At 70.4% G+C, this 24,311-nt stretch carries 19 protein-coding genes; 8 read left to right on the top strand and 11 right to left on the bottom strand.

The features are described from left to right. Nucleotides 1–16 precede the first annotated feature (16 nt). Both QF037_RS04670 and QF037_RS04675 read left to right on the top strand, forming a co-directional pair. Nucleotides 17–1,918, top strand: coding sequence for an SMI1/KNR4 family protein (locus QF037_RS04670; protein ID WP_307022077.1), 1,902 nt, complete (start codon nt 17–19; stop codon nt 1,916–1,918). A gap of 734 nt (nt 1,919–2,652) precedes the next feature. Next, nucleotides 2,653–2,823: a hydrophobic protein gene (locus tag QF037_RS04675; protein WP_307022079.1), complete on the top strand. Its 171-nt coding sequence runs from the start codon at nt 2,653–2,655 to the stop codon at nt 2,821–2,823. Between the two features lie 88 nt (nt 2,824–2,911). On the opposite strand, the gene QF037_RS04680 is transcribed toward QF037_RS04675, so the two are convergent. Beyond that, nucleotides 2,912–4,081, bottom strand: a complete 1,170-nt coding sequence (locus QF037_RS04680; RefSeq protein WP_307036984.1) for an MFS transporter — start codon at nt 4,079–4,081, stop codon at nt 2,912–2,914. A 121-nt stretch (nt 4,082–4,202) separates the two neighbouring features. Beyond that, nucleotides 4,203–4,751: a YciI family protein gene (locus QF037_RS04685; protein ID WP_307022081.1), complete on the bottom strand. Its 549-nt coding sequence runs from the start codon at nt 4,749–4,751 to the stop codon at nt 4,203–4,205. A gap of 186 nt (nt 4,752–4,937) precedes the next feature. Between QF037_RS04685 and QF037_RS04690 the strand changes: the two genes are divergently transcribed. Further along, the gene (locus tag QF037_RS04690) at nt 4,938–5,864 is read left to right on the top strand and encodes a DUF1353 domain-containing protein (RefSeq protein WP_307022083.1); all 927 of its coding nucleotides are present in this window, start codon (nt 4,938–4,940) and stop codon (nt 5,862–5,864) included. A 484-nt stretch (nt 5,865–6,348) separates the two neighbouring features. Further along, nucleotides 6,349–6,822 (top strand): hypothetical protein, encoded by a 474-nt coding sequence (locus QF037_RS04695; protein ID WP_307022085.1) that lies wholly within the window; start codon nt 6,349–6,351, stop codon nt 6,820–6,822. A 20-nt stretch (nt 6,823–6,842) separates the two neighbouring features. Here the strand turns inward: QF037_RS04695 and QF037_RS04700 are convergent, their stop codons facing one another. The 3 genes from QF037_RS04700 to QF037_RS04710 all read right to left on the bottom strand — a co-directional run bounded on the left by QF037_RS04700 (nt 6,843) and on the right by QF037_RS04710 (nt 11,936). Continuing rightward, complete coding sequence (locus QF037_RS04700; RefSeq protein WP_307022087.1) at nt 6,843–9,692, bottom strand: ATP-binding protein; 2,850 nt, start codon at nt 9,690–9,692, stop codon at nt 6,843–6,845. Nucleotides 9,693–9,828: 136 nt separating this feature from the next. Next, the gene (locus QF037_RS04705; RefSeq protein WP_307022089.1) at nt 9,829–11,271 is read right to left on the bottom strand and encodes a sensor histidine kinase; all 1,443 of its coding nucleotides are present in this window, start codon (nt 11,269–11,271) and stop codon (nt 9,829–9,831) included. Further along, on the bottom strand, nt 11,268–11,936 hold the full coding sequence (locus tag QF037_RS04710) for a response regulator transcription factor (RefSeq protein ID WP_307022090.1): 669 nt from the start codon (nt 11,934–11,936) through the stop codon (nt 11,268–11,270). The genes QF037_RS04705 and QF037_RS04710 overlap by 4 nt, the downstream gene beginning before the upstream one ends. A gap of 171 nt (nt 11,937–12,107) precedes the next feature. Here QF037_RS04710 and QF037_RS04715 point away from each other — a divergent pair, with 171 nt between their 5' ends. Then, entirely contained in the window at nt 12,108–12,776 is a 669-nt protein-coding gene (locus tag QF037_RS04715) for a PepSY domain-containing protein (RefSeq protein ID WP_307022092.1), read from the top strand. Nucleotides 12,777–12,963: 187 nt separating this feature from the next. On the opposite strand, the gene QF037_RS04720 is transcribed toward QF037_RS04715, so the two are convergent. The 6 genes from QF037_RS04720 to QF037_RS04745 all read right to left on the bottom strand — a co-directional run bounded on the left by QF037_RS04720 (nt 12,964) and on the right by QF037_RS04745 (nt 20,604). Further along, complete coding sequence (locus tag QF037_RS04720; RefSeq protein WP_307022094.1) at nt 12,964–13,818, bottom strand: DUF3592 domain-containing protein; 855 nt, start codon at nt 13,816–13,818, stop codon at nt 12,964–12,966. Between the two features lie 92 nt (nt 13,819–13,910). After that, entirely contained in the window at nt 13,911–14,756 is an 846-nt protein-coding gene (locus tag QF037_RS04725) for a carbohydrate ABC transporter permease (protein ID WP_307022096.1), read from the bottom strand. Continuing rightward, nucleotides 14,753–16,111 (bottom strand): ABC transporter permease, encoded by a 1,359-nt coding sequence (locus QF037_RS04730; protein WP_307022098.1) that lies wholly within the window; start codon nt 16,109–16,111, stop codon nt 14,753–14,755. The genes QF037_RS04725 and QF037_RS04730 overlap by 4 nt, the downstream gene beginning before the upstream one ends. Before the next feature lie 5 nt (nt 16,112–16,116). Continuing rightward, nucleotides 16,117–17,442: an ABC transporter substrate-binding protein gene (locus QF037_RS04735; RefSeq protein WP_307022100.1), complete on the bottom strand. Its 1,326-nt coding sequence runs from the start codon at nt 17,440–17,442 to the stop codon at nt 16,117–16,119. Between the two features lie 51 nt (nt 17,443–17,493). After that, nucleotides 17,494–19,140: a glycoside hydrolase family 13 protein gene (locus QF037_RS04740; RefSeq protein WP_307022102.1), complete on the bottom strand. Its 1,647-nt coding sequence runs from the start codon at nt 19,138–19,140 to the stop codon at nt 17,494–17,496. Between the two features lie 195 nt (nt 19,141–19,335). After that, on the bottom strand, nt 19,336–20,604 hold the full coding sequence (locus QF037_RS04745; RefSeq protein ID WP_307022105.1) for an ABC transporter substrate-binding protein: 1,269 nt from the start codon (nt 20,602–20,604) through the stop codon (nt 19,336–19,338). Between the two features lie 124 nt (nt 20,605–20,728). Here QF037_RS04745 and QF037_RS04750 point away from each other — a divergent pair, with 124 nt between their 5' ends. From QF037_RS04750 to QF037_RS04760, 3 genes are read left to right on the top strand one after another with little or no spacing between them, the layout of a single operon-like run. Continuing rightward, the gene (locus QF037_RS04750) at nt 20,729–21,244 is read left to right on the top strand and encodes a PadR family transcriptional regulator (protein WP_266818932.1); all 516 of its coding nucleotides are present in this window, start codon (nt 20,729–20,731) and stop codon (nt 21,242–21,244) included. After that, the gene (locus tag QF037_RS04755; protein WP_307022108.1) at nt 21,241–21,990 is read left to right on the top strand and encodes an ABC transporter ATP-binding protein; all 750 of its coding nucleotides are present in this window, start codon (nt 21,241–21,243) and stop codon (nt 21,988–21,990) included. Before QF037_RS04750 ends, QF037_RS04755 begins: the two co-directional genes overlap by 4 nt. A gap of 3 nt (nt 21,991–21,993) precedes the next feature. Next, entirely contained in the window at nt 21,994–24,285 is a 2,292-nt protein-coding gene (locus QF037_RS04760; protein WP_307022111.1) for an ABC transporter permease, read from the top strand. Nucleotides 24,286–24,311 lie beyond the last annotated feature (26 nt).

A 24,311-nucleotide genomic window follows, 5' to 3' on the forward strand; every position in this document is an offset into this window, starting at 1 on the left:
GTGACACCATCCGGACATGAGTGGTGAGGCTTTCAACTGGCACGAGTTCCTGGGACGTTGGCAGGAGGAGTGGGTCCCGCGCGACGACCTGGACGAGGAAGAGGACGAGGACGACGGACAGACCGCGGGCCTGGGCCGGCCCGGGGCGGACGAGGCGGTGATCGCCGCGGCCGAGGAGCGGCTGGGGCGGCGACTGCCGGCCTCCTACCGGGAGTTCCTGGCCGTGAGCGACGGGTGGCACGTCGACCAGACGGCCGGGGTCTATCAGCTCGGCGGCGCCGCGGACATCGACTGGTTCCGCGACCCGTACGACATGACCCCGCTGTACGAGGAGAACCTCGGCGACAACCCGCGCGAGGAGGACGTCCTGCTGGCCGGGATGTGGCAACGAGCACTCCGGCTGGAGACGGACTCCGACATGTCGCACGCGCTGCTCGACCCGGGCGACACCGACCAGGACGGCGAGTGGGCGCTCTATCTCTACAAGGGCTGGGGCGGTGAACTGCCGGACCGCTACCCGTCGTTCCGCGCGTACATGGAAGCCATGTACCGCGGCTTCCACGCCGACCGGGCGCACAGATCCGACTTCGTGAACGCGACCACGCGCGTCCGGGACGCCCACGTGAAGGACGCTGTCCTGCTGGCCCTGCAGGGACGGTACGAGGTGGCACTGTCCCTGCTCGAGGAGGCACGGTCCTTCGGGCGGCCGGGCAGCGCCGTCCTGCTGAACCAGCTCCGGCATCTGCTGGCTCCGCGCAGCCCCCGAGATTACGGCAACCTGGTCGACGACCCGCGCTATGTGGCTGAGATCCTGCCCGTGGAGGCCATGACGCCGGCACGCGGCGAATGGCGGCTGGGCGGCGACGACCACTGGCTCGGAATGATGGCCGCGCGCGGGGCGGCCCGCGAGACCGCCCAGGCCGTACTGGGCGCGCTGCGGGACGGCACCCATCACTACGCGCCTCCCGGTCCCTGGGGGCAGGCCGTCGCCGAGGCCCGGGAAGCGGCCCGCTGGGGAGCGACCGACGCCGCGTGGCGGATGCTGCGGGACGCGCTTCCGCAGTGGGAGACACCCGGGCCCTCGCTGCTCGCCCCGATCGGCCTGCTCGCCGATCCGGTCCTGGGTCCGCTGGTCACACCGGAGCGTGGGCGGGAAATCCTCGCGACACCGCGGTCCGGGCAGACGGGACCGGTTCCGGAGCCGGTCGCCGATCTCGACCCGCCGGGTCTCGCGTGGCTGACGGGGACCACGGCGAACCGGCAGTCGCTGGACGGATACCGCTGTGTCTGGGTCGAGGGGATCGACCCTGCCGGCCTGCCCGCCCTGATCGGCGAGGAAGGCGCCGAACTGAGCGGGCCCACGGATCCGCGCAGGGCGGCCTGGCAGGCACGCAAGCCCCATGAGCGGGAAGGCGTGGAACTCTGGGAGGACCGGCCCGTGGTCGCCGCCGGCCGCACCGCCGAAGCGTGGGCCTTCGCCTTCGACGGCCACTCCCACCACCATCTGACCAAGCTGTTCCTGTCCCCCGCCCGACGGGCCTCCTCGGCCGGCCGCGCCGTGGTGGTGTGGCGCGACCCGAGGATCTCGTCCCCGGGTGAGCGCTCAGCCGCGTTTCATCTGTCGGTGTCCGAACAGGGCGAGGAGCTCTACGCGTTCACCGTGCGGGGCACGGAGATCGAGCACTCCGGGGCGATACCCGACGCGCTGGATCCCGCACGGCTGTTCCGCCCGGACGACACCGAGCTGGACTGCGAACTGCGTGCGCTGGAAGCCCTGCACACCGAACTCGGGCTCTCACTGCCCCGATTCGCGCTGACCCAAGGAAGTCTTCACACCTTCACGACCTGCTCCTGGACCCGGGCGCCACGCACGGGCGAGGGATTCTCGTACGTCAGGATCGGAGGGCTCGGGCACTGACCGCGGGCTGACGTAGTCGCGCGGGCCGCTTCCGCCAGGGCGGTTCGGCCCTGCTTCCCGCCCGCACGGCCCATAGGACCCTCGGCGGGCCCGGAAGACCATGCCGGAGATGACGTGGGCCGGCCACCGCACGCCCCTGCGGGGTCGCCCACGTCAGTGACACGCAACAAGGCGAGACGTATCGTCTTGTCATTCTCGTCGTCGCGCCGTACCGTCCTGCACATGGGTTCCCTGTGAGACAGCCGGCGCCAACCGCGTAGAGCACTGCTCCGCGATTGCGCGCCTCGCGTGCAGCCATCCACCCCGATCCCGCCCCGGGCTCAAACCCGCGCGGCCAGGAGGGACCCCTCGTGCACACCTCACAACTCACCCTTCACCACGCGCTACCCCGGCCGCACCGTCCTCGACCAGGTCACCGCGCTGCGAACAGCCGCTCAGCACGGTCACACCACATGCCTTCCCACGGATTAGACGGGCTTGATTCGCATTTATCGCGTCATCCATCGACGCACCCGTGTGCCGCATTCCAACATCGCTCTCTACACGTTCGGAGAAATCGTTGGACAGGGAATGAATTGCCGGCCTGCATCGATCCCGGGGGCCGCAGTTCCCTGTTCCAGGTGAACGCCGGGAGAAACAGAGCTGAGTGCCCGCCTTGGCAGTGGATAAACCAAGGAAATCGACCGTGTGTTCCTGTAATCGCCGGGCACTAGAAGCTACGGAGGTTGATAACTATGGTTCCCCTGCTTCTCGTTCTTCTGCTGGCTCTGGTCCTCTTCGGTGCGGGTTTCGCCCTGAAGGCACTGTGGTGGATCGCGGTCATCGTGCTGGCCGTCTGGCTGCTGGGCTTCGTCATGCGCTCCGCGGACACAGGTGGCCGCAGGGGCCGCTGGTATCGCTGGTAACCCACCGCTCAACACCGTGCCGGTGGGCTCCGGATGTCTCCGGAGCCCACCGGCACGTTCCTTGAGACGCTCAGTTTCAGGATGCCTTTCAGTCGGCGGGCTTCTCGAACCCGGTGGTCACCCGTGCCCCTCGGAAAAGCACCGGTAGCCACAGGAGGCATGCCAGCAGCGGGACCACGGCGTAGGTGGCCATGCCCACACTGGAGCCCAGCCCGTCCATGAGCGTGCCGAGAATGAGATAGCCGATGCCGATGAGTGCCGACTCCACGAAGGCAATCATCGACAGCAGGCTCGCCCGGTAGCGCGACGGCACGGCCTCGTTGAACACGTTGTCCACGATCACGGCGGTGATCTCGGGAATCCCGACCAAGGCCAGAAACGCGGCGACAGTCACCCAGACAAGGCCGAGGCCGCTCAGCCCAAGTGCCGCGGCGAGCATCAGGAGGGACACCGGGACGATGACCCGATACCCGAGGCGCCGGTCCGCCCGGTCCGACAGCAGCGGAGTGAGCCCGCCGACGAAGAATCCCGCCGATATGACCACGCTGACCCAGGCGGTGCCCGCTCCCTGATCGGAGAGGGTCTTCTGCGTGAAAATGATGTACGGCGTCAACGTCGCATGCATCAATCCGGACACCACGACAAGCGTCACGAGCGCCGGCGTGGCGACCCGAAGCATCGCCCGCCATGCCGAGGCGTCGCCGTGCCCCTCGGCCCCCTCCCGCTCGTCCACCGCGTCGGCGCCCCGGATCTCGGGCACCCGTGACATCAGCACCACCACGGCCAGGGCGAGGCACGCCGCCGAACCGGCGTAGACAACTCCCCAGGAAACCTGCTGCAGTTGGCCGCCGAGGACGATGGCGGCTCCCGAGGTGACCGTCCCGAGCATGGTGAACCGGGACCTGATCTTCACATAGCCGGCCGTTGCACCACGACGCACGAGCAGGTCGTACAGCAGGGCGGTGTCCGAGCCGGACACACATGCCATGCCCACGCCCTGCCCGATGAACAGCGCCAGGAACACCCAGTAGTGGGAGAACGCCGCCTGGCCGAGCAGACATCCGGCCATCAGCACCTGGCCGATCACGACGCTGGCACGCCTGCCGATTCGGTCGGCGATGACTCCCGTCGGCAACTCCGCGACTCCGCTGACCAGGTAGAGCAGTGTCTGCAGTAGGGCCACCTGCCCTGCGGAGAAGCCTCGCTGATAAAGGAAGAGGACGAATACGCCGCGCTGGAACAGCGTGTTGGCGAGCACGGCGTATACGTAGAACGGGCGCGTGACACTCCGTGCAGCATTGTCGACCGCAGCCGGCTCCTCGACCAACCGAGTCAGCACCGGCTACCAACCGCCGAATCTCCAGCCTGGTGCACGTGGCTCATCGACGCCCGCCGAACTCCCAGTCGTGGACCTCGATGGCCGCGTACCGCTCCGGAGTCAGGACGGCGCGTGCCGTGTCCGGATCCGGGGCCATGAGCAGCACCGCCGTACCCAGCCAGGTGTCGCCGTCGTCGGACAGCAACGGCCCGTACGCGACCAGCTGATCCCGGTCCGGCGGCAGGGCGAGATCGGCGGCCGGGCCCTCGCCGAGGCCGATCACCAGGTACCGGTTGCCATCGGTCCGGTCACCGGAGAACTCCCACATGGTGCGCCCCAGCACGTTGCGCCACCGGCGCAGCAGCACGTCCCGGTACGCACCGGCCTGGTAGTTGGGCTCGTCGAAGGCGAACGCGCGGGCGGCGGCGGGATCGGGCAGGTCCACGATGTGCACGCTGCCGGTAAGTGTTTCACCGTCATCGGCGAAGGTCGGACCGCGAGCGATCAGCTCCTTCGCGTACCGGTCCATGTAGGACCAGTGCTCCTCCAGCAACTCCTCGCGCAACGCTAGGGAGCCGGGCCGGTCACGGTGGTAGCAGAAGAACTCCATGACCGCAGACCCTTCCCCATCAAGGGGACCATCTCAACTGGCTTTGGCGACCATGGCTTCGCGCGCAGTCGGCGCAGGGCTGGCGATGGACACTTCTGGGTGACTGACCACGCGGAAGGCGAGTAGCGGCCGTCGTCCGTCGGAAGGAATGGGGAGAGGAACCGGTCCGGCACGAGGGAGGCGCTCATGGTTGTGTCTGGCGGAGGCGGCCCGATCGCCCAGGAGCCGCGCCGGTTCTACGACGGTGGCATCGACGGTTCGGCGGGACAGCCGGAAGTCCCGCCCGACCCCGGCTCCGATGCCCGTATCGAGCTCGAGCGGGTCGTCGTGGGCCGCCACGAGTACTTCATGATGCAGCGCCGTATCGCGTACCGGGACCGGCACCTGGGCGAGCTCCTGGTGCCGCGGGAGACCGGTACTTTCCGCACCGACCTGGCCTCGGTTCCCGCGTTTCTCACCTGGCTCGTGCCGAAGACCGGCGAGCATCTCCCGGCCACGTTGCTGCACGACGGACTGAGCCACCCGGAGGGTGTCCCGGAGTACACCTCGACCGACGGCAAGGTCGTGCGGCGTGCGGAAGCCGACCGCGTACTGCGCGATGCGCTGGCGGACGCCGGCACCGCGCTGATCCGGCGGTGGCTGATCTGGTCGGCGGTGGCGATGGCGACCATGTGGCGCGGCGAGGGAACGGACTGGCCGAGGTGGCTCCAGTGGCGCTACCGCCTGATCGTGGGCCTGACCGGCCTGGGAATCCTGCTGCTCGGCACCTGGGCGACCATCGACCTCCTCGACGTCGAGATCTCCTGGCTCGGCGACCTGTGGTGGATGGGGAACCGGCCGTGGTGGGAGGAACTCGTCGGCGGGCTGACGGCGGCGATCGTGTTCTCGATGGGCTGGGCGGTGACCTGGGGACGCTTCTGGCGGGCCGGCGTGGTCATCGGGATGAGCCTGGCGGTCCTGTTGCACGTCACGGCCGTCCTGCTCCTCATCTCCGCGATGTACCAGATGGCGGAGCGCTTCACGAAGAAGGCTCCGAAGACGGCGGGCACGCTGGCATGCCTCGGGCTGCTGGCGGCACTGGCCGGCTTCATCGCGGTGCTGGCGACTCCATGAGGCAAGACCCACGGGGCAGTTCACCACGTCACGGGCATGAACTCGGGCAGGGTGAGGGCGGAATGGGCCGGTCGCCCCTCTCCGGAAGGCATGACGCTGAGACTGCGCAGCATGTCGTTGGCCTGTTTCAGTAGAACTACGCAATCCACTACGGCCTTTCACCGCAAGAGGCACGTGGCGCGCGCGAGTGGCGGCGGCGTGTGTGACGCTGTGGCAGGCAGCATGGTCGATTGCTTGTGAGCACACGGCTCCGTTCCCGAAGCAGGCGGGGGAACTCATGGGAAGCGTACGCACGTTGATACCGGCCATGGCCGTGGCAGCGCTGCTCTCAGTCTCGGGATGTTCGGAGGACAAGCCGACCGCCCAGGAGGCCCGAACCGCTTCCCCGTCCGAGCTCGCTCGCTACACGGCCGCTCCCGACTCGACCACTCCGACGCCGAGCCCGACGAAGACCGCGCCCACGGAGTGCGTGAAGACCAGTGGCATGAGCGTCGAAGAACTGACCGACTATCTCAAGGAACTGCCCAGCAGCAGCGGCGCATACCAGTCCAGGGGCTTGACCCTGGACTCCTCCGGCCTGAACTTCACCCCGGAGGAGATCCAGAGGCCCTGCAAGGCGGTAAAGGTCAAGTTCGCCCGCTACTGGGTCGAGGTCGAGAAGACGCGGGAGGAGACCACCGTCACCCCAGCCCACTACGAGTACCAGTACACGCCGATCAGCGTCGTCTCCGTCAAGGTCGGCCCGCGTGACGGCAGAGTCCCCGACACCGCGCCGCCGGGGGGCTCCGACTGCCAGGGCTCGCTCTCGGTGGTCTACGTCGGCGAGGACATTCCGCAGAGCCGGCTCCCCTTCGACCTGGAGCTGACCTATGCGACAGCCCCCGCCCCGATCGAGGTCGCCGGAGACGGAGTGCTCTCCGCGCTCTACGTCTCGCCCATGAGCGTGGTGTCCTGCTGACAAGGCGGTGACGGCGAAGATCAGGTGGGCCCGATCGGCCCGTTCGCCGTGTCGCGCAGCTCGAGCCTGGTCTGGAGGACGGCGAGGGCGGCTCGCGAAGTGACGCCGGTCTTGCGGTAGATGCGGCTGAGGTGCGACTCGACCGTGCGGGGGCTGAGGAAGAGACGGGCGGCGATGGCCGGGGTGGTCAGGCCGTCGGCGACCAGCGCGGCTATCTCGCGTTCGCGGGCGGACAGCCCCGGCACCGGGGCCGGAGGCTGGGCCGGGGGCGCGGCGTGCACGAGGGGGTGGATCGCGTCGGCCAGGCCTGTCAGTTGACGTGCGCCGCCGGCCTCGGCGAGCTGTCGGGCCCGTGTCCACATGGCGCGGGCGCGGTCCGGATTGCCGACGGCGGTCAGAGGTGCGCCGAGCAGCAGGCTGAACGCTTCCCACAGCACCGCTCCCCCACGGGCCGTCCTGTCCACGGCCTCCTCGAACAGCTCGGCGGCCACTGCCGTGTCACCGGCGGCGGAACGACAATGGGCGGTGCTGCGCAGCGCCGAGGCCTGCTGCGACGGCAGGTCCAGCTCTTCCGCCTCCTTGCGGGCCCGGTCCGCCCAGGTCGCGGCGGCATCCGTGTCGCCGGTCAGGATGGCGGAGGTGACGAGGGTCTCCAGGATGAGCGGACGCATGGACGGGTGGAGCGCGTTCAGGTTCTCGCCTCCGCCACGCAGGACCGCGGCCCGGGCGCGCTGCGCGTCACCTGCGTGCATCGCCGCCTGGCCGAGCACGCACCAGGCGATGGACGCCCACCAGTTGGTACGCGCACCTGCTGCGGCGACGGCTTCCTCGGCCACCACCAGTGCGCCCTGGCCGCCCGGTGGGAGGGCGAACATCTGGGCGTACGCCTTGTTGGCGAGGACGAAGGCCAGCAGTTCGTCGCTGCCGATGCCACGGGCGATCGTCTCGGCCTCGTCCGCGAGTTCCATGGCCGTCTCCAGCCGCAGGGTCTGGATATGGACGTACGCCTTGCACAGCAGCAGGTGCGGCAGGACGTAGAGCTGGCCGCCGCGCCGGGCGATGGCCAGGCCGCGATCGGCGTGCCGTTCGGCGTCGGCGAACCGCTCCAGGAACGCCTCGGCCCAGCCGAGCCTGGCCAGCGGCTCGCACAGACCCGCGAGGTCGTGATCGGTAAGGGCGTCGACCAGCGCGGCGGCCCGGTCGCTCGCCTCCCGCGCGGCGCCCATGTTGCCTTCGTAGGTCTCCCCGAGGGCCGCGATCGCGAGGGCGCCCGCCTGGGCGACCTCGTCGCCCAGCGACCGGGCCAGGTCGAGAGTGCGTGCCACGTCGGCACGCACCTGGGGGTAGGCGGTGGCATGCGGGGCTGACGATCCGAGTTCCAGACCGAGTTCCACCGCGTCGGCGTCGGAGGGGCCCGGTGTCCGGGCGAGCTCGCGGCGCAGCAGAGCAACCGCCTCTGCGTACCGCCCGAGGTGACGCTCCATCACCGCGCACAGTGTCACCGCGGAGGCGCGCACGCTTCGTGGCGCCCCCGCCTCGTCGGGGGGTGACATGGCGATCACCTCGTGCAGGAGGTCCCGGCTCTCCCGCAGCCCTCCGCACACACCCAGGGCACGGGCCCGCCGCAGCATCAGATCGCGGCGCAGCGTGGCGTGTTGGGGCTGGTCGGGCAGGTGGATGAGGGCGACGCCGAGCCAATGGGCGCTGCTCGCGGGTGCGGTGGCGGCGGAGCGCTCGGCCGCTTCGGACAGTACGGCGACGGCGTGCGGGTCCCAGCCGGTCAGTGACTGCTCCACGTGGTGGGCGCGTTCGCCGGCGGGGGCTCCCGCGGCGGCCAGCGCGTCCGCGGCGAGGCGGTGCATGCGTACGCGTTCCAGGGGGCGGGTGCTCTCGTGCACGACGGCCCGTAACACCGGATGGCGCAGTGCCCACCGTCCGCCCGGCCCGGGACGCAGGAGATCACGGTCGGTCAGTGCTCCGAGGTCCGCGGTGACCTCGGTCTCGTCCCGGCCGGTCACCACGCTCAGCAGGGCGGTGCTGCCACGGTCGCCCAGGACGGCCACCGCCTCGGCGGTCCGGCGCTGTGCCGGGGTCAGCGGGGTCAGTTCGTCCAGCAGGACGGAGCCGAGCCCGGCCGAGTGCGGTGGGGCGTCCTGCCCGGCATTGCGTCCCGCTTGTCCGGCTTGCAGGAGGGCGAGGAAGTACAGCGGATTGCCGTCGCTGGCGGCGTACAGCTCGGCGGCCCGGCCAGGCTGCGTGCCGGGTGCCAGGCCGGGGGCCAGGATCTCGACGCACGCCTGCTCGGCGAGGGGTCCGAGGTTCAGCCGCAGCACCGTACCCAGGTCGATGCCCCGGGTGAGCGCGGCGTCCAGGGAGGCCGTGGTCTGACGGTCGCGACGGGCCACGACGATCACGACGGGGGCGTTCGGGGGATGGCGGACGACGTGGTCGAGGAGTTCCAGGGATGCCGGGTCCGCCCAGTGCAGATCGTCCAGCGCCACAACGAGCCCGGTGCCGGGGCCGGACCGCGCGATGCGTACGAGCAGCTTCGCGATGGAGCGTTGCAGCCCGAACCGGTCGCCGCGCGCGTCCTCGGCACCCGGATCCGTCAACTCCATGTCGTGGTCGGCGAGTGCGTCGCTGAACGGCCGGTACGGGATGTGCTGTTCGTATTCGCTGGCCCGGCCGCGCAGTACCGTCATCCCCCGGGCCTGCGCCCGTCGGCAGAACTCGGCCATCAACCGGCTCTTGCCGATGCCCGCGGTCCCGGCGAGGTCCACGACGGAGCAACCGCCGTCCTCGCCGAGTGTCCGGTCGAGCACCGAGTCCAGAAATTCCAGCTCTGCCGCCCGGCTCACCAGCGGAGTCACATCGCCACCTAACTCCCCATGGCCACGCGGCCGTCGGGGACGTTTCCGTGACGATCTTACGTAATCCATGCCCGGTGCAGCCAAGCCGACCGGACGGAGCCGGGGCGACGCCGCCTTCCGTGTGACGATCCCCTGTTCAGCGAGATCGCCCACCCCCCGACCGGCTCAGCCTCAGTTCGAACAAGGCGCCTCCCCCGGGAGCGTCAGTGACGGTCAACGTGCCTCCGTGGCGTACGGCGATGTCCTTCGCGATGGCGAGGCCCAGGCCGGCGCCGCCGTCGTCTCGGGCTCGGGACTCGTCGAGCCGGACGAAACGCTCGAAGATGCGGTCGCGGTCGGCGAGGGGGACGCCCGAGCCGTCGTCGGCGACCTGGAGGACCACCTGGTCGCCCGCCGTGCGCAGGGTGACGGCGACGCGATCGCGGGCGTGCCGACTCGCGTTGTCCAGGAGATTGCCGAGGACACGGCAGATCTGGCTGCGGGAGCCGTGCACCTCCACGGACGGGACGCTGTCGAGGGTCACTCCGTCCCGGGAGGCCACTTCCTGCGCCACGACCCTCGCCAGGTCGAAGCGGGCGTCCGGTGGGGGCCGCTCTCCCGCGTCCAGGCGGGCGAGCAGCAACAGGTCGGCAGCGAGGCTCTGCAGTCGTACGGTGTCCTCGACAGCCCCGTCCAGGTCCAGCAACTCCGGGTGCGCGGCGCCCACTTCGAGCTGGGTGCGCAAGGACGCGATGGGGCTGCGCAACTCGTGCGAGGCATCGGCGACGAAGGCGCGCTGCCGTGCGACCGAGGTCTCCAGGGCGGCGAGGGTCTCGTTCGTCGTGATGGCCAGACGGGCGATCTCGTCGTGGGTGCCCGGCTCGGGGACCCGCCGTGACAGGTCCTCGGAGGCCATGATGGCGGCCATCTCGGCGCGGATGCCCTCGACCGGGCGCAGCGCCCGTCTGGTGACGACGTACGTCACCCCGCTGACGGTCAGCAGCAGCAGGGGCAGCCCGATAAGCATCGTCGTCAGCGCGACGTCGACGGCGTCCTCCTCGATGGACAGCGGAGCGCCGGCGTAGACGGTGAGCGGGACACCTCCCGGCGTGATCACGTCGACCGCGGCGAACCGGTACTTCGCCGTCATGCCCTCGACGGTCGCGGTGCCCTCGCCGTACCAGGTCTCGTCGGTGATCTTCCCGGTGGTGAGCGCGTCGTTGTCCTCCGTGTCCCGATCGCCCTCCGCCCTGTCGTCGGCGTCGTCGTTGGTCTCGGAGTTCAGCCGGTCCGAGGCGGCGGCGGTCACGTTCATGCCCTCGACGTCCTCGCCGACCGCGACGGGCTTCTCGTCCCGGTCCAGGACCTCGACGGGGTTCTCGTCGCCGTCCGGCAGGTTCAGCTGGTCGTACGCGAACCCGTTCGCCAGCGCCGAGGCGGCGTTACGAGCGACGGCGTCGGCCTCGGCGTCCGCCTTGTCGGTGAGGGTGAACCGCAGCGAGAGGACTACGGCGGTGCCCGCCGCGACCAGGGCTATGGCGACGACGACCGTCGCGGCGAGGGTGGCCCGCGCCCGCACGGAGCGGAGACGGCGCTTCACGGGCGGGCCTCCAGCCGGTATCCGGCCCCGCGTACCGTCTTGATGAGCGCCGGGCCGAGCTTGCGGCGCAGCGTGCTGATGTAGACCTCGACGATGTTCGGGTCGCCGTCGTACGCGAAGTCCCAGACGTGCTCCAGGATGTCGGACTTCGACACGACCTCACCTGCTCTCATCACGAGCTGCTCGAGGACGGAGAACTCCTTGGTGGTCAGGGTGATCTCGTCCTCGGCGAGGAACACCCGCCGGGCCGCGGTGTCGACCTTCAGATCGCCGACCGTATGCACGGGTGAGGCTCCGCCCGCGGGCCCGCGCCGTCTGAGCAGCGCCTTCACCCGGGCGACGAGGACGACGTAGGAGAACGGCTTGGTGAGGTAGTCGTCGGCACCCGTGTCCAGGCCCTCCGCCTCGTCGTACTCGCCGTCCTTGGCGGTGAGCATCAGGATCGGCACGTCATGGCCGGCGGCGCGCAGGGCGGCGCAGACCCGGTAGCCGTTCATGCCGGGCAGCATGATGTCGAGGATCACCAGGTCGTAGGCCCCCTCGCTCGCCCGGTGCAGGCCCTCGGTTCCGTCGTGGACGACGTCCACGGCATACCCCTCGGCCGTCAGGCCCTTGGCCAGCGACAGCGCGAGCCGCTTCTCATCTTCCACGATCAACAGACGCATGCGCTCAGCTTGGCAAACCGAACCTGAAGCGGCCTTCAGGGGGCTTCAGCTCTGCTTCAGTGTCGGTCGGCCAGATTGAGTCCCGTCGACAGCGGACGAGGAGGACCAGCCGACTGCGGTCGGCAAAGCCCTCTGTCATTCGTTGCAGCCGTTCGCATTCTGGAGGAACCCATGAAGCGCAACACCGTCATCGCCGCCGTCGCGGCCGTCGCTCTGGTCGGCGGCGGCACCGCGGCCGCCATCGCGGTCTCGGGTGACGACGAAGGGCCGGCGAAGAAGACCGTGGCGGTGACGAACGACGCCGACGACACCGATGGCACCGCCCAGGACGGGGACCGGTCCGCCCGCCCCACGGACGGGTCCGCCGAGGACAAGGCCCAGGACTCCGCCGCGGCGAAGGCCGGACAGATCACGGCCGCGGACGCGATCAGGGCGGCGCTGCGGCACACGAGCGGTACGGCGGTCTCGGCCGACCTGGACGACGAGGGCACGGCCCATGTGTGGGAGGTCGATGTGCTGGCAGGCGGCGGTACCTGGCACAGCGTCCAGGTGGCCCCGGCCGACGGCAAGGTCCTCGGCTCGCACACCGAGAAGGACGAAGACGGTGACGACGCCGCCGAGACCGCGCAGATCCGTGCCGCCCTGAAGGGCACCTCGGTCAGCGCTGCGGAGGCCGCCGAGGCCGCCGCCGCCAAGGGCACGGTGACCTCCGTCGACCTGGACGAGGAGAGCAGGGATCCTGCCTGGGACGCCGACACCACCGCCCCCGACGGCACCGGCAGCGAATGGCGCGTGAACCCCGACTCCGGCAAGGTCACCGCCGACCGCTCGAACGACTGACCAAGGCGCACACCATCAAGGCCCAGAGCCTGACCGCCCCGGCCGACGACCGGTTCCCGGCCTGCGCGGAGGCTGCCTTGGCGACCAGGCGCCTTCGCCATTCCTGAGGGCGCTTCATCTCGTAGTCGCCGAGGTTCTCGTCGACCCCGGCGAGGAAAGCGCCGCTCGACCCGCCGGGTGCCGCCCGTCAGACCCAGTCGAGGGCGGCCGGTTCCCGCATGAAGCTGACGAACACCGAGTCGTCGTCGTCCGGGCGGGCAGGGTCGTGGAGCACCTGCACCGCGCCACCCTGGACGAGCACGGACGCGTCGCTGTACTTGCGCGTCACCCAGCGGCGCGTGCCGGCGGCGTCGACGTAGGTGACCGTGGCGGTGGCCCCCGCGACGTGCCGCCCACCGGAGTCGTCGCTGGAGTGGTGGATGCGCAGCTCGCTGATGGTCCCGGTGGTCCGCATCCCCTCGGTCAGCAGCCGGTCCCGGGTGGCGGCGCTCGCGGCACTGCGGCGCTGGGCGCGGACGGCCGACCACACCAGCAGCATCGAGAGCATGACCAGGAGGCCGGGCAGCCAGAGGTCGGCGTAGTAGAGGATCCACTGCCCCCAGCCCCACGGCTCCGGCGGCTCGTAGTCCGTCACCACCCAGCCGACGCGGTCCGCCTCCACCCAGCCGCGCGACGCAAAGGCGACGCCCAGGGCGAAGACGGCGACGCCGATCGCCAGTGCCCATCCACCGCCGCCCCGTGCGGCCCGGTAGCCGTCGAGATGATGGGCGCCCACCGGCAGCCCCAGGCCCACCAGGAGCATCCCCGCGACCATCCCGACGACCACGAGCGGGACCGAGACACCGGAGACGTGGGTGCCCGACGGCGCGTTGAGGGAGATCGCGCGCAGCGCGTCGAACCACAGGGCGACGGGCAGAGCGAGCACGAAGGCGCCCGCGGCACCGAGGACGAACCAGAGCACGCCCATACGCAGAGCCGCCGGATTGCCCACCTGACGATCACGCTTCTGGCGCCGGCGCACTGACGGGTCCACGGTGTCCATGGCGCCTCCTGAGGTGCAGGTCGGCGCGGTCGCCGGGGAATCATCGTACTGAACCGACCGGGTGATGCCGGGGCGTGCGGCCGGCTGACCCCCTACTTCACCGACCCGGCCATCACCCCCTGGACGAAGTGCCGCTGGAAGGCGAAGAACACGACCACCGGCACGATCAGGGACAGGAAGGCGCCGGGCGCCAGGACGTCGATGTTGCTGCCGAACTGCCGTATCTGCGACTGCAGTTCCACGGTCAGAGGCTGCGCCGAGCTGTCCGCGAAGAGGAGCGCCACCAGCATGTCGTTCCACACCCACAGGAACTGGAAGATGGCGAGGCTCGCGAGGGCGGGCCGCCCCACCGGCAGGACGAGCCGGATGAAGATGCGCCACTCGCTGCCTCCGTCCATGCGGGCGGCCTCCAGCATCTCCCGCGGTATCTCGGCGAAGTAGTTGCGCAGCAGGAAGATCGCGAAGGGCAGGCCGTAGGAGACGTGGAAGAGGACGACGCCGGGGATGGTGCCGAACAGCCCCAGCTGGCCGAAGAGTTTGGCCACGGGCAGCAGGCCGATCTGCACCGGCACCACCAGCAGGGCGACGACGAGCAGGAAGAGTGCGTCGCGGCCGGGGAAGTCGAGCCACGCGAAGGCGTATCCGGCGAGCGCGGCGATCACCACGACGAGCATCGTCGTCGGCACCGAGATCAGCACGGTGTTCCAGAACGCCCGCGTGATCCCGGAGTTCTCCAGCAGCGCCGCGTAGTTGTCGAAGGACAGCTGCCCCGGGCTGGTGAACGTCGTCCACCAGCCGCCCTTGGCCGTGTCCTGCGTGGACCGCAGGGACGACAGGAGCAGTCCGGCGAGCGGGGTGAGCCAGATCAGTCCGACGACCACGAGGACGGCCTGGACCACGCTGTTGGCGAACCGGCGCCGGAGCGCACTGAGGTTCATCGCTGACTCCCTCGGAAGCGGCGGACGTTGAAGATCATGGCGGGGATCACCAGGAGCAACAGCAGGACACCGAGGGCACTGCCGAGACCCTGGTCGTTGCCGCCGCCGAAGGACACGAGCCACATCTGGGTGGCCAGCACGGTGGCGTCCTCCTGCACGGGTCCTGGCGCGATGATGTAGACGAGGTCGAACACCTTCATCACGTTGATGACGAGGGTCACGAAGACCACAGTCAGCACGGGCGCGAGCAGGGGCACGGTGATCCGCCGGAAGATCTGCCACTCGTTGGCGCCGTCCATCCGGGCGGCCTCCAGCGCGTCCCGGGGCAGCGTCGACAGGCCGGCGCCGATGAGGACCATCGCGAAGCCGGTCCAGATCCACAGGTAGGCGCCGATGATCGCCGGGGTGACGAGCGCCGGGCCCAGCCAGGAGACGCCTTCGTAGGGCGGGGCGAAGTTGGAGCCGGGGAGCGTGACGGTGTAAGAGCCCGCGTCCAGGCCCGTGAAGCGGAAGGAGCCGTCGGCGGCGGTGGTCGTGCTCGCGATCGTCTTCCCGTCGCGCACTGCCTCCACCCGCATCTGCGGCAGTCCGCTCTCCCGGGGGTCGACCACCCCTTGCCTGCCTCCCCCGCCGCGCGTGAAGTCCAGATAGACGACGCCGCGCAGTTCGTCCGCGCCCGCCCGGCGGGCGGCGGCCTCCTGGGCGGGCCGCGCGTCCTGGGGCAGTTCCTTGGGCGCCACGCCGACCAGGCCGAGAGAGAGCGTGTCGCCCGGTGCCACGCTCGTGCTGGTGCGGTACGAGCCGTCGGCGCCCTGGGTCAGGCCCTGCCCGTCGCGGGCGCGGGCGGTCGGGTAGGAGGAGGTGCCCTGGAAGGCGTCGTGGATGCCGACCACCGCCGCGTTCAGGACGCCCTTGTCCGGGTCCTCGTCGTAGGCGAGGCGGAAGATGATGCCGGCCGCCAGGAAGGAGACGGCCATGGGCATGAACAGCAGCAGCTTGAACGCCGTGGCCCAGCGGACCTTCTCCACGAGTACGGCGAGGATCAGTCCCAGGCCCGTCAGCAGGGCGGGGGCCACGACCACCCAGATGATCGTGTTGCGGAGTGCTGTGAGGGTGGCCGGGTCGCGGAACATCCCGGTGTAGTTGTCACCGCCCACGAAGCGGGTCCCGGAGGCGTCGAAGAAGCTGCGGCCGACCGTGAACAACACCGGGTAGAGGACGAGAGCGCCGAGCAGGAGCAGGGCCGGGAGGACGAAGAGGAGGGCGACGGTCCGCCCCCGCCGCCGGGCGCGCCGCTTGTGGGCGACGGTTCCGGCGGCGGGGGGACCGCCCACCTTCGTGAGTGTGGCGGTCATCGCGATCAGTCCTTGTAGGCCTTGGCCGCGGCGGTCTCCAGCTGTGCCGCGGTCGCCTTGGGGTCGGACGGGTCGCGCAGGAAATCCTGGAGGATCTTCCACTCGCCCGCGCCCTTGGTCCCGCCGAACGCGGCCGGTGCCTGGTCGGACATGTCGAAGCGGACCGAATCCCCGGCGGCTATGAGGGACTTGGCGGTCGTGCGGGTGACGTCGTCGCCGTAGGAGGCGAGGTCGAGCCCCTTGTTCGGGGAGAGGAAGCCGCCCGTCTTCGCCCACACGGCGGCGGCCTCGGGGGTCGCCAGGTACTCCAGGAGGGCCATGCCGGCCTTGGTGTTCTTGCCGTCCTTGAGGACGACGGCCGCGTCACCGCCGCTGACCACGGGCGCCTCGCCGGCGCCGACGGGCGGGAAGGGGAAGAAGTTCGCGTCCTCGCCGATCTTCCTGCCGAACTGGTCCTTGGCGACACCGGCGACGAAGTCGCCCTCGTAGACCATGCCGGCCGCGGGTTCGGGTCCGAAGACCTTCTCGACGGAGCCCGGGAAGTCGGTGTTGAGGGCGCCCTGCTGTCCGCCCGCCAGGAGCTGCTTGTCCTTGAAGAGCTTGCCGAGCGTGGTGAGCGCGTCGATGACGCTCCGGTCGGTCCACTTCAGCCGGTGCGCCGCGAGGGCGTCGTACTTCTCGGGGCCGGCCTGGGAGAGGTAGACGTTCTCGAACCAGTCGGTGAGCGTCCAGCCGTCCTGGCCCGCGACGGAGAAGGCGGCGAGGCCCGAGTCGGAGACGGTCCGTCCGGCCTTCAGCATCTCGTCGTACGTCTTCGGCGGCTGGACGCCCGCCTCATCGAGGGCGTCGGGGCTGTACCAGACGGTCGACTTGTGGGCAGCCTTGAAGTACAGGCCGTAGAGGGTGCCGTCGACGCTGCCGTAGTCCTTCCACACGCTCGCGTAGTTGGCGTCGACGGACTTGCGGGTGGCCGGGGACAGCGGCTTGAGCCAGCCCTTCTGGGCGAACTGCTGGAGCACGCCGACCTGCGGGACCATCACCACGTCGGGGGCGTTGCCGCCTTCGATCTTGCTGCCGACGACGGTGGAGACGTTGTCGCCGGTGGAGACGAACTGGGTCTTGGCGCCGGTCTTCTCGGTGAAGGCGTCCAGCACCTTCTGGAAGTTCTTCTGTTCGCTGCCGGACCAGACTCCGGCCACGGAGACCGTCTGGCCGCTGAACGCCTGGTCGCCGCCGCCGGCGGAGACGGGACCGCCACCGCAGGCGGTGGAGCCGAGCGCCAGGACGAGTGCGGTGCAGCCGGTGAGCAGGGCGGTACGTCGTCGCATCATCGTTGATGTCCCTTCGGGGAAGGTGATTGCCGGGGTGGGGAGGTGTGGGGGTCAGGAATCGGTGTCGGCGCCGATCCACCAGGCGGCCGTGGAGCCGGGGAGCACCCCGGCCGGGCAGGGGCCGCTGGACAGCAGGGGGGTGCCGGAGACGGGCGCCGGCGTGGGCGCCGTACCGAAGTTGACGGCGCAGACGAGGCCGTCGCCGCGGACGAAGCCGAGGACGCCGGGCTGGGTGACCAGCCAGCGCATCTCGCCCTCGCCCAACTGGGGCAGTGCGGAGCGCAGTTGGAGGCCGTCGCGGTACAGGTGCCAGAAGGAGCGGGTGTCGGCGAGGGCCCGGTCGGTGGCGTACTCGGCGAAGTAGTCCGGCTGCGGCAGCCAGGGCTTGACGTGCTCGACGCCCGAGGTGAAGCCGAAGGGCGAGGCCTGCCCGGACCAGGGCAGGGGTACCCGGCAGCCGTCGCGGATGCGGGCGCGGCTGCCGGTGCGGTGGAAGATCGGGTCGGTGAGCACGTCGTCCGGCAGGTCGACGACCTCGGGCAGTCCCAGCTCCTCGCCCTGGTAGATGTACGCGCCGCCGGGCAGTGCGAGCATCAGCAGGGCGGCGGCACGGGCGCGGGCGGCGCCGAGCCCGCTGCCCTCGGGGGCCGGTTCGCCGTAGCGGGTCACGGTGCGGACCTGATCGTGGTTGTTGAGGACCCAGGTGACAGTCGAACCCGTTCCCGCGATGTCCTGCATGGCCTCGGAGATGACCTTGCGGAAGGCGTCAGCGTCCCAGGAGGCGCTCAACAGGTCGAAGAAGAAGGCCTGGTGCAGCTCGTCGGGGCGTACGTACTTCGCGTGTTCCCGGGCTGTGGGGACCGAGACCTCGCCGACCAGGAGCCGCTCGCGACCGTCGCGCGCCGCGTACTCCTCGCACACCGCGCGCCAGCGGCGCCACACTCCGTGCACCTCCGGCTGGTTCCAGGCGAGAGGGTTGACGGAGTCACGCGTACGGGCGTCGGCCTCGGGGTCGGGCGAGTCGGGCAGTTCGGGGTGTTTGAAGAGCCCGGCGGCGACGTCGATGCGGAAGCCGTCCACACCCCGGTCGAGCCAGAAGCGCAGGACGCGGTCGAACTCGGCACCGACTTCGGGGTCGCGCCAGTTCCAGTCGGGCTGTTCGGGGGTGAACATGTGCAGGTACCACTGGCCCGGGCGGCCGTCCGGCTCCGTGACCCGGGACCATGCGGGGCCGCCGAACATGGCGTGCCAGTTGTTGGGCGGCTCGGTCCCGTCGGGTCCCTGGCCGTCGGCGAAGTGGAAGCGGGCCCGGGCCGGGCTGCCCGCCTCGGAGGCCAGTGCCTCGCGGAACCACGGGTGGTCGCTGGAGCAGTGGTTGGGAACGATGTCGAGCAGCACCCTGATGCCCAGCCGCCGGGCCGCCGCCATCAGCAGGTCGAACTCGGCGAGGTCCCCGAAGAGCGGGTCGACGTCGCAGTAGTCGGCGACGTCGTAGCCGTGGTCGTGCTGCGGTGAGGGGTAGAAGGGGCTCAGCCAGATCCCGTCGACTCCCAGCTTCTTCAGGTACGGCAGCCCCGCGCGGACTCCGGCGAGATCGCCGACGCCGTCGCCGGTGCTGTCCAGGAAGCTGCGGACGTACACCTGGTAGATCACTGCATCACGCCACCATTGCGGCGTGTCGATGTGCTTGGAGCTCACCCCATGGACCTGTCTGTGCGGGCTGACTGTTATGCATGCATGTTAGGTATCTGTTTCAGGCGGGTGTCAATGAACTCGTAGCAGCTATCGAGACAACAGGGCTCTATATACGGATAAATGGTCCCCAAGCGACAGAGAGTGAGACCATGGCGTTACCTAACATGTAGGTAGGAGGGAGGGAGGGCGGGAGAGCTCTCAGCCGCGGCGGGCGATCTCCGCCAGTTCCCTGGCCAGCCGTCGCACGGCCGCCGCGGGAGTCGTGTGCCCGGTCATCGCGTCGTGGACGACCGCCTGCACCACCAGGCTGACCTGGTCGTAGCGGGGGCTCTTCGGGCGCGGCGCGGCCGTGAGGACACTGGCGCGCAGGGTCGGCAGGTACGGGAACTTCCGCACCAGGTCCGGATCCTCGTACAGATCCGCACGTACGGGAGGCAGCGCACCCTTCAGGAGGACCTGCCGCTGGACTCCCTCACCGGTGAGGTAGGCGATCAGGCGCGCGGCGGTCTCCGGATGCGCGGCATGGGTCGTGACGGCCAGGTTGGAGCCGCCGAGCACACTGGTTCCGGGCCCGTCGGGACCCGGCAGAGGCACGGCGCCGACCTTGCCGGCGACCGCGGAACCCGCGGCGGACGCGCTGACGTACGCGTAGGGCCAGTTCCGCAGAAAGAGCAGCCGCCCGTCCTGGAACGCCCGCCTGGACTCCTCCTCCGTGTACGTCAGCGCCTCCTTGGGCACCCAGCCCTCCCGGACGCCGCGGGCGAGGAACCCGATACCCTCCCGGGCAGCCGAGCCGACGGTGACACGGTCGCCCTCGTCACCGAGGATCGTGCCCCCCGCCGAGTACACGGCCTCGGCCGCGTTGACGGTGAGTCCCTCGTAGGGCAGGAACTGGCCCGCGTAGCCGTCGAGTCCGTGCCTGGGCGCGATCGTCTTCGCGTCGCGCTCCAGCTCGGCCCAGGTACGGGGCGCCGGGACGCCCTCCGCGGCGAGGATGTCCTTGCGGTAGAGAAGCAGGCCCGCATTGGTGACGTACGGGACGGCGTACAGCTGTCCGTCGTACGTCGCCGTGTCCACGACCGGCGGGAGGAAACTGCCCAGCGGGAAACGGTCGCGCGGCAGCGGGCGGATCCAGTCGGCGGCGGCGAACTCCGAGGTCCAGGCGACGTCGATGTTGAGAACGTCGAAGCGGCCGTGGTCCCCGTCGCGCAGGTCGGTGATCATCTGGGCGCGGGTCTCGTCCGGGGAGTCCGGCAGTTCGACAAGGGTGACCCGCTCTGATGGATGGGCGCGGTTCCAGCCCTGGAGGAGCGAGCCGAGGTAGCCGGTCAGGTCGCCGCCCGTGGCCAGAGTCAGTGGTCCACGGCCCTGGGACCCCCCGTCGGCACGGGCACCGCTCCCGCCGTAACCGGCCAGGACCACCGCGAGGACGAGAAGGCCCCTACCGGCGGCGCGTATCCACCGCATAGGTTCCTCCCTGTACACCGGCGCTGGGCTCCCTCGCCCGGAATCAGTGGCCATGTATACCCGTTAGGTATGGGCGATACTAGGGCCTGGACCACACTACGAGGCTGCGAGGAGGACAGCACGAGTGCGCCTGCCCCTCCTGGCACTGCTGGCACGCGGCCCGGCCCATGGCTACGAGCTCAAGCAGGACCTTGAGCAACTGCTGGGTGCCGCGTACCCTCAGCCGAACATCGGCCAGATCTACGTGACCCTCGGCCGCCTCGAGAAGTCGGGACTGATCGAGGGCGAAGAGGTCGAGCAGTCGAGTCGGCCCAACAAGAAGATCTACCGCCTCACCGACGCCGGGCAGGAGACGCTGCTCGCCTGGTACGAGGACACGGCCGACGAACCGCGGGTGCGGGACGAGTTCTTCATGAAGTTCGCGCTCGCCCCGCAGACCGGTCTCGCCGACCAGATAGACCTGATCAACAAGCAGCGACGCCACTACCTGAACACCATGCGCAACCTGTCGAAGCTCGTCACGGCCGAGAACCGGGACAACCGGATCGCCCATCTGTTGGTCGAAGGCGCCATGCTGCACCTCCAGGCCGACCTCGACTGGCTGGAGCGTTGCCAGGAGGAACTGGAGGAGCCGGAATGAGCGACACCCCCACTCCTGTGCTGCGCGCCGAAGGCCTCGTCAAGACCCACCACGGCGAGGGTGCGCCCGCGCACGCCGTACGCGGAGTGGATCTGTGTGTGCGGCAGGGCGAATTCGTCGCCGTCACCGGTCCTTCCGGCGCCGGCAAGTCAACCCTGCTGCATCTGCTCGGCGGACTCCAGCGACCGGACAGCGGCAGCATCTGGCTGAACGGCGAGCGCGCGGACGCCTACAGCGAGGCGCGGTGGGCCGTGCAACGCCGGCGTCGGATCGGCATCGTCTTCCAGTTCTTCAACCTGGTCTCCAACCTGTCGGTCGCGGACAACGTCGAGCTGCCCGCGCTGCTGGCCGGGGTCTCCCCCAAGCAGGCGCGCGCGGAGCGGGACGAGCTGCTGACCGAGCTGGGTCTCACGGGCAAGGAGCGGAGCATGCCGGGCGAGCTGTCCGGCGGCGAGCAGCAGCGGGTGGCGCTGGCCCGGGCGCTGGTCAACCATCCGCCGCTGCTGCTCGCCGACGAGCCCGCGGGCAGCCTGGACAGCAAGGGCACCCGCGAGGTGATGCGGCTGCTGTCCCGTTTCCACCAGCGCGGCCAGACCATCCTCCTGGTCACGCACGACGCACGGCTGGCGAGCGCAGCGGACCGGGTGATCAGCTTCTTCGACGGCCGGATAGCCGACGACGCACGGCTGGACGGCACGCCGTCGCCGAGCACGGACGCCTCCGCCGTGCTCCAGCTGAAGGACTGACCGATGCGAGCCACCTTGCGCTGGGCGCATTCGGACCTGCGGACGCATCGCGGCGAGGCACTGTTCCTGGTACTCGCCACCGTCGGCATCGTCACCTCCCTGCTGCTGGCGGCGGCGCTCTTCGGCTACGCGACCAACCCTTGGCAGCGGGTCTTCACGCAGTCCCGGGGCGCACATGTGTGGATCCACACGGAACCCTCCGCCAAGGTGTCCGATCTCGCCCGGTTGGACGGCGTCGAGGCCGTCGCGGGCCCCTATCCCACGGCTTCCGCCACCGTCACCTCCCGTGGCTCCCGCGCCTCCGTCGAACTGCGCGGCACGACCGAACAGCCCGCGATCGGCCGCCCGTTGCTGACCTCGGGTCGCTGGCTGGACCCGGCGACACCCGACGGCGTGGTGCTGGAGAAGAGCCTCGCGCGGGCGCTGCTGGCCGAGCCGGGAGACGCGCTGACACTGTCCGGCGGCGCCGGCCCGCTGACCGTCCTGGGCATCGCCGACAGTGCCGAGCCGCAGTACCGCCGAGGCGAGCGGTCGGGGGTGGTCTGGGCGCTCCCGTCCGCCGTACCGCACGCCGGCTCCGAGGGCCAGGTGATCGGACTGCGCCTGACCGACCCCGAGGACACCGACTACGCCGTCCAGCGCGCCGTCACCGTGCTCGGTGCCGGTGCCGTCGGCGAGGTCTCCACCTGGCGGCAGGCCCAGTCCGAGGCACAGGGCGACGATCGGCTGCTCGGCCAGATACTGGGCCTGTTCGGCCTCGGCGCGCTGGTCGCAGCCGGTCTCGCCGTGCACGGGGCCATCGGCACCCGCATCCGAGGCCATCTGCGGGACATATCGGTCCTCAAGGCGATCGGTTTCACACCGGGCCAGGTGGTCCGTGTCTTCCTGCTCCAGCACCTCGCGTACGCACTGCTGGGTGCCGTGGCCGCGGCGACGCTCACGCAGGCACTGGGCAGCCGGATGCCCGGGCGCCTCGGCGACGCGGTCGCCATGTGGCAGGGGCTGCCGGGGCATGCCGTGACACTGGTCGCGGTGCCGGTGGGCGTGGTGCTCTTCATCGCGGCGACCACCGGGCTCGCGGCCTGGCGGGCAGGACGGGTGCCACCGGTCCCGGTGCCGCGGACCGCCGCACCGGCCGCCGGACGCCTGTCGGGCCCCGCGCGCCGCGCCCTCGGCCTGCGGCTGCCGCCCGCGCTGGTCCTCGGCTGGCACAAGGCGTTCACGCGCCGCGCGCGCTCACTGGCCACGATCGCCCGTCTCGCCCTGCCGCTGCTGCTGATCGTGGTGGCGATGAGCGCGTGGACGACCATCGACCGCTTCCACAGCAGACCGGAGCAGATGGGGCTGGCGGCCGCCCTCACCGTCCGTGCCGACGACGCGTTGAGCGACCCGGCCACTCGCACACTCCTCGCCCGCAGTCCCGAGGTCGCCGCCGTCTATCCGGGCGTCGAGGTGGCGGCCCTGGTACCGGGCCAGACGGCCACGATCGCCCTGCGCGGCCTCGGCACCCGTGAGGATCCGTACCCCTACACGCTGGCCGAGGGACGTCTCGCCCACGGTTTTGACGAGGCGGTCGCCGGGCAGGGACTGCTGGATCTGCTGGACGTACGTGTCGGCGACTGGGTGCGCATGACCGTGTCCGGCCGACCCCAGATCCTGCACATCGTGGGCCGCAGCATCGAACCCGAGAACGCCGGCCGGGTCATCTCCACCTCGCTCGACACCTTGCAGGAGAACGACCCGACGCTCAGGCCGATGCTCTACCAGATCCGGCTGCGGGCCGGTGCCGAGCCGCACCAGGTCGCCACCGACCTGGCGGCCTCGGCCGGTCGCGGACAACTGGACGTGCATGTCGTGGCGAACCCCGCCGACGGTCTGCCGCCGCTGCGCGCCGTCGTGGTCGGTCTGCTCGGCGTCCTCGCCCTCATCGGACTCGTCGATCTGCTGACCGCGATCGGCGGCAGTGTCCGCGAGGGGGAACGGGACCTGCTCGCGCTGAAGGCGATCGGACTGTCACCCCGGCAGATCACCGCGATCACCGTCACGGCCACCGGTTGCACCGCGCTCGCCGCGGTGGTGGTCGCCACGGCGGTCGGGCTCCCCCTTGCGCACTGGTTGATCGACGCCCAGGGCCGATCGAGCGGGATCGGGGCCGGGATCGCGCACGGCCCCTCCCTCATCATGCTGTCGGCGTTCGGCGCGGCCGCGGTCCTGGGCGCCCTGGCGCTGGCGGTGTTGCCGGCCGCCCGCGCCTCCCGCCGCCGGTTCGCGGACACGCTGAGCGGCGTGGCGTAAGAACCTCGGCACATCCCTCTCGGAGA

Source organism: Streptomyces canus, from assembly GCF_030815415.1.
Taxonomy (GTDB): domain Bacteria; phylum Actinomycetota; class Actinomycetes; order Streptomycetales; family Streptomycetaceae; genus Streptomyces; species Streptomyces canus_F.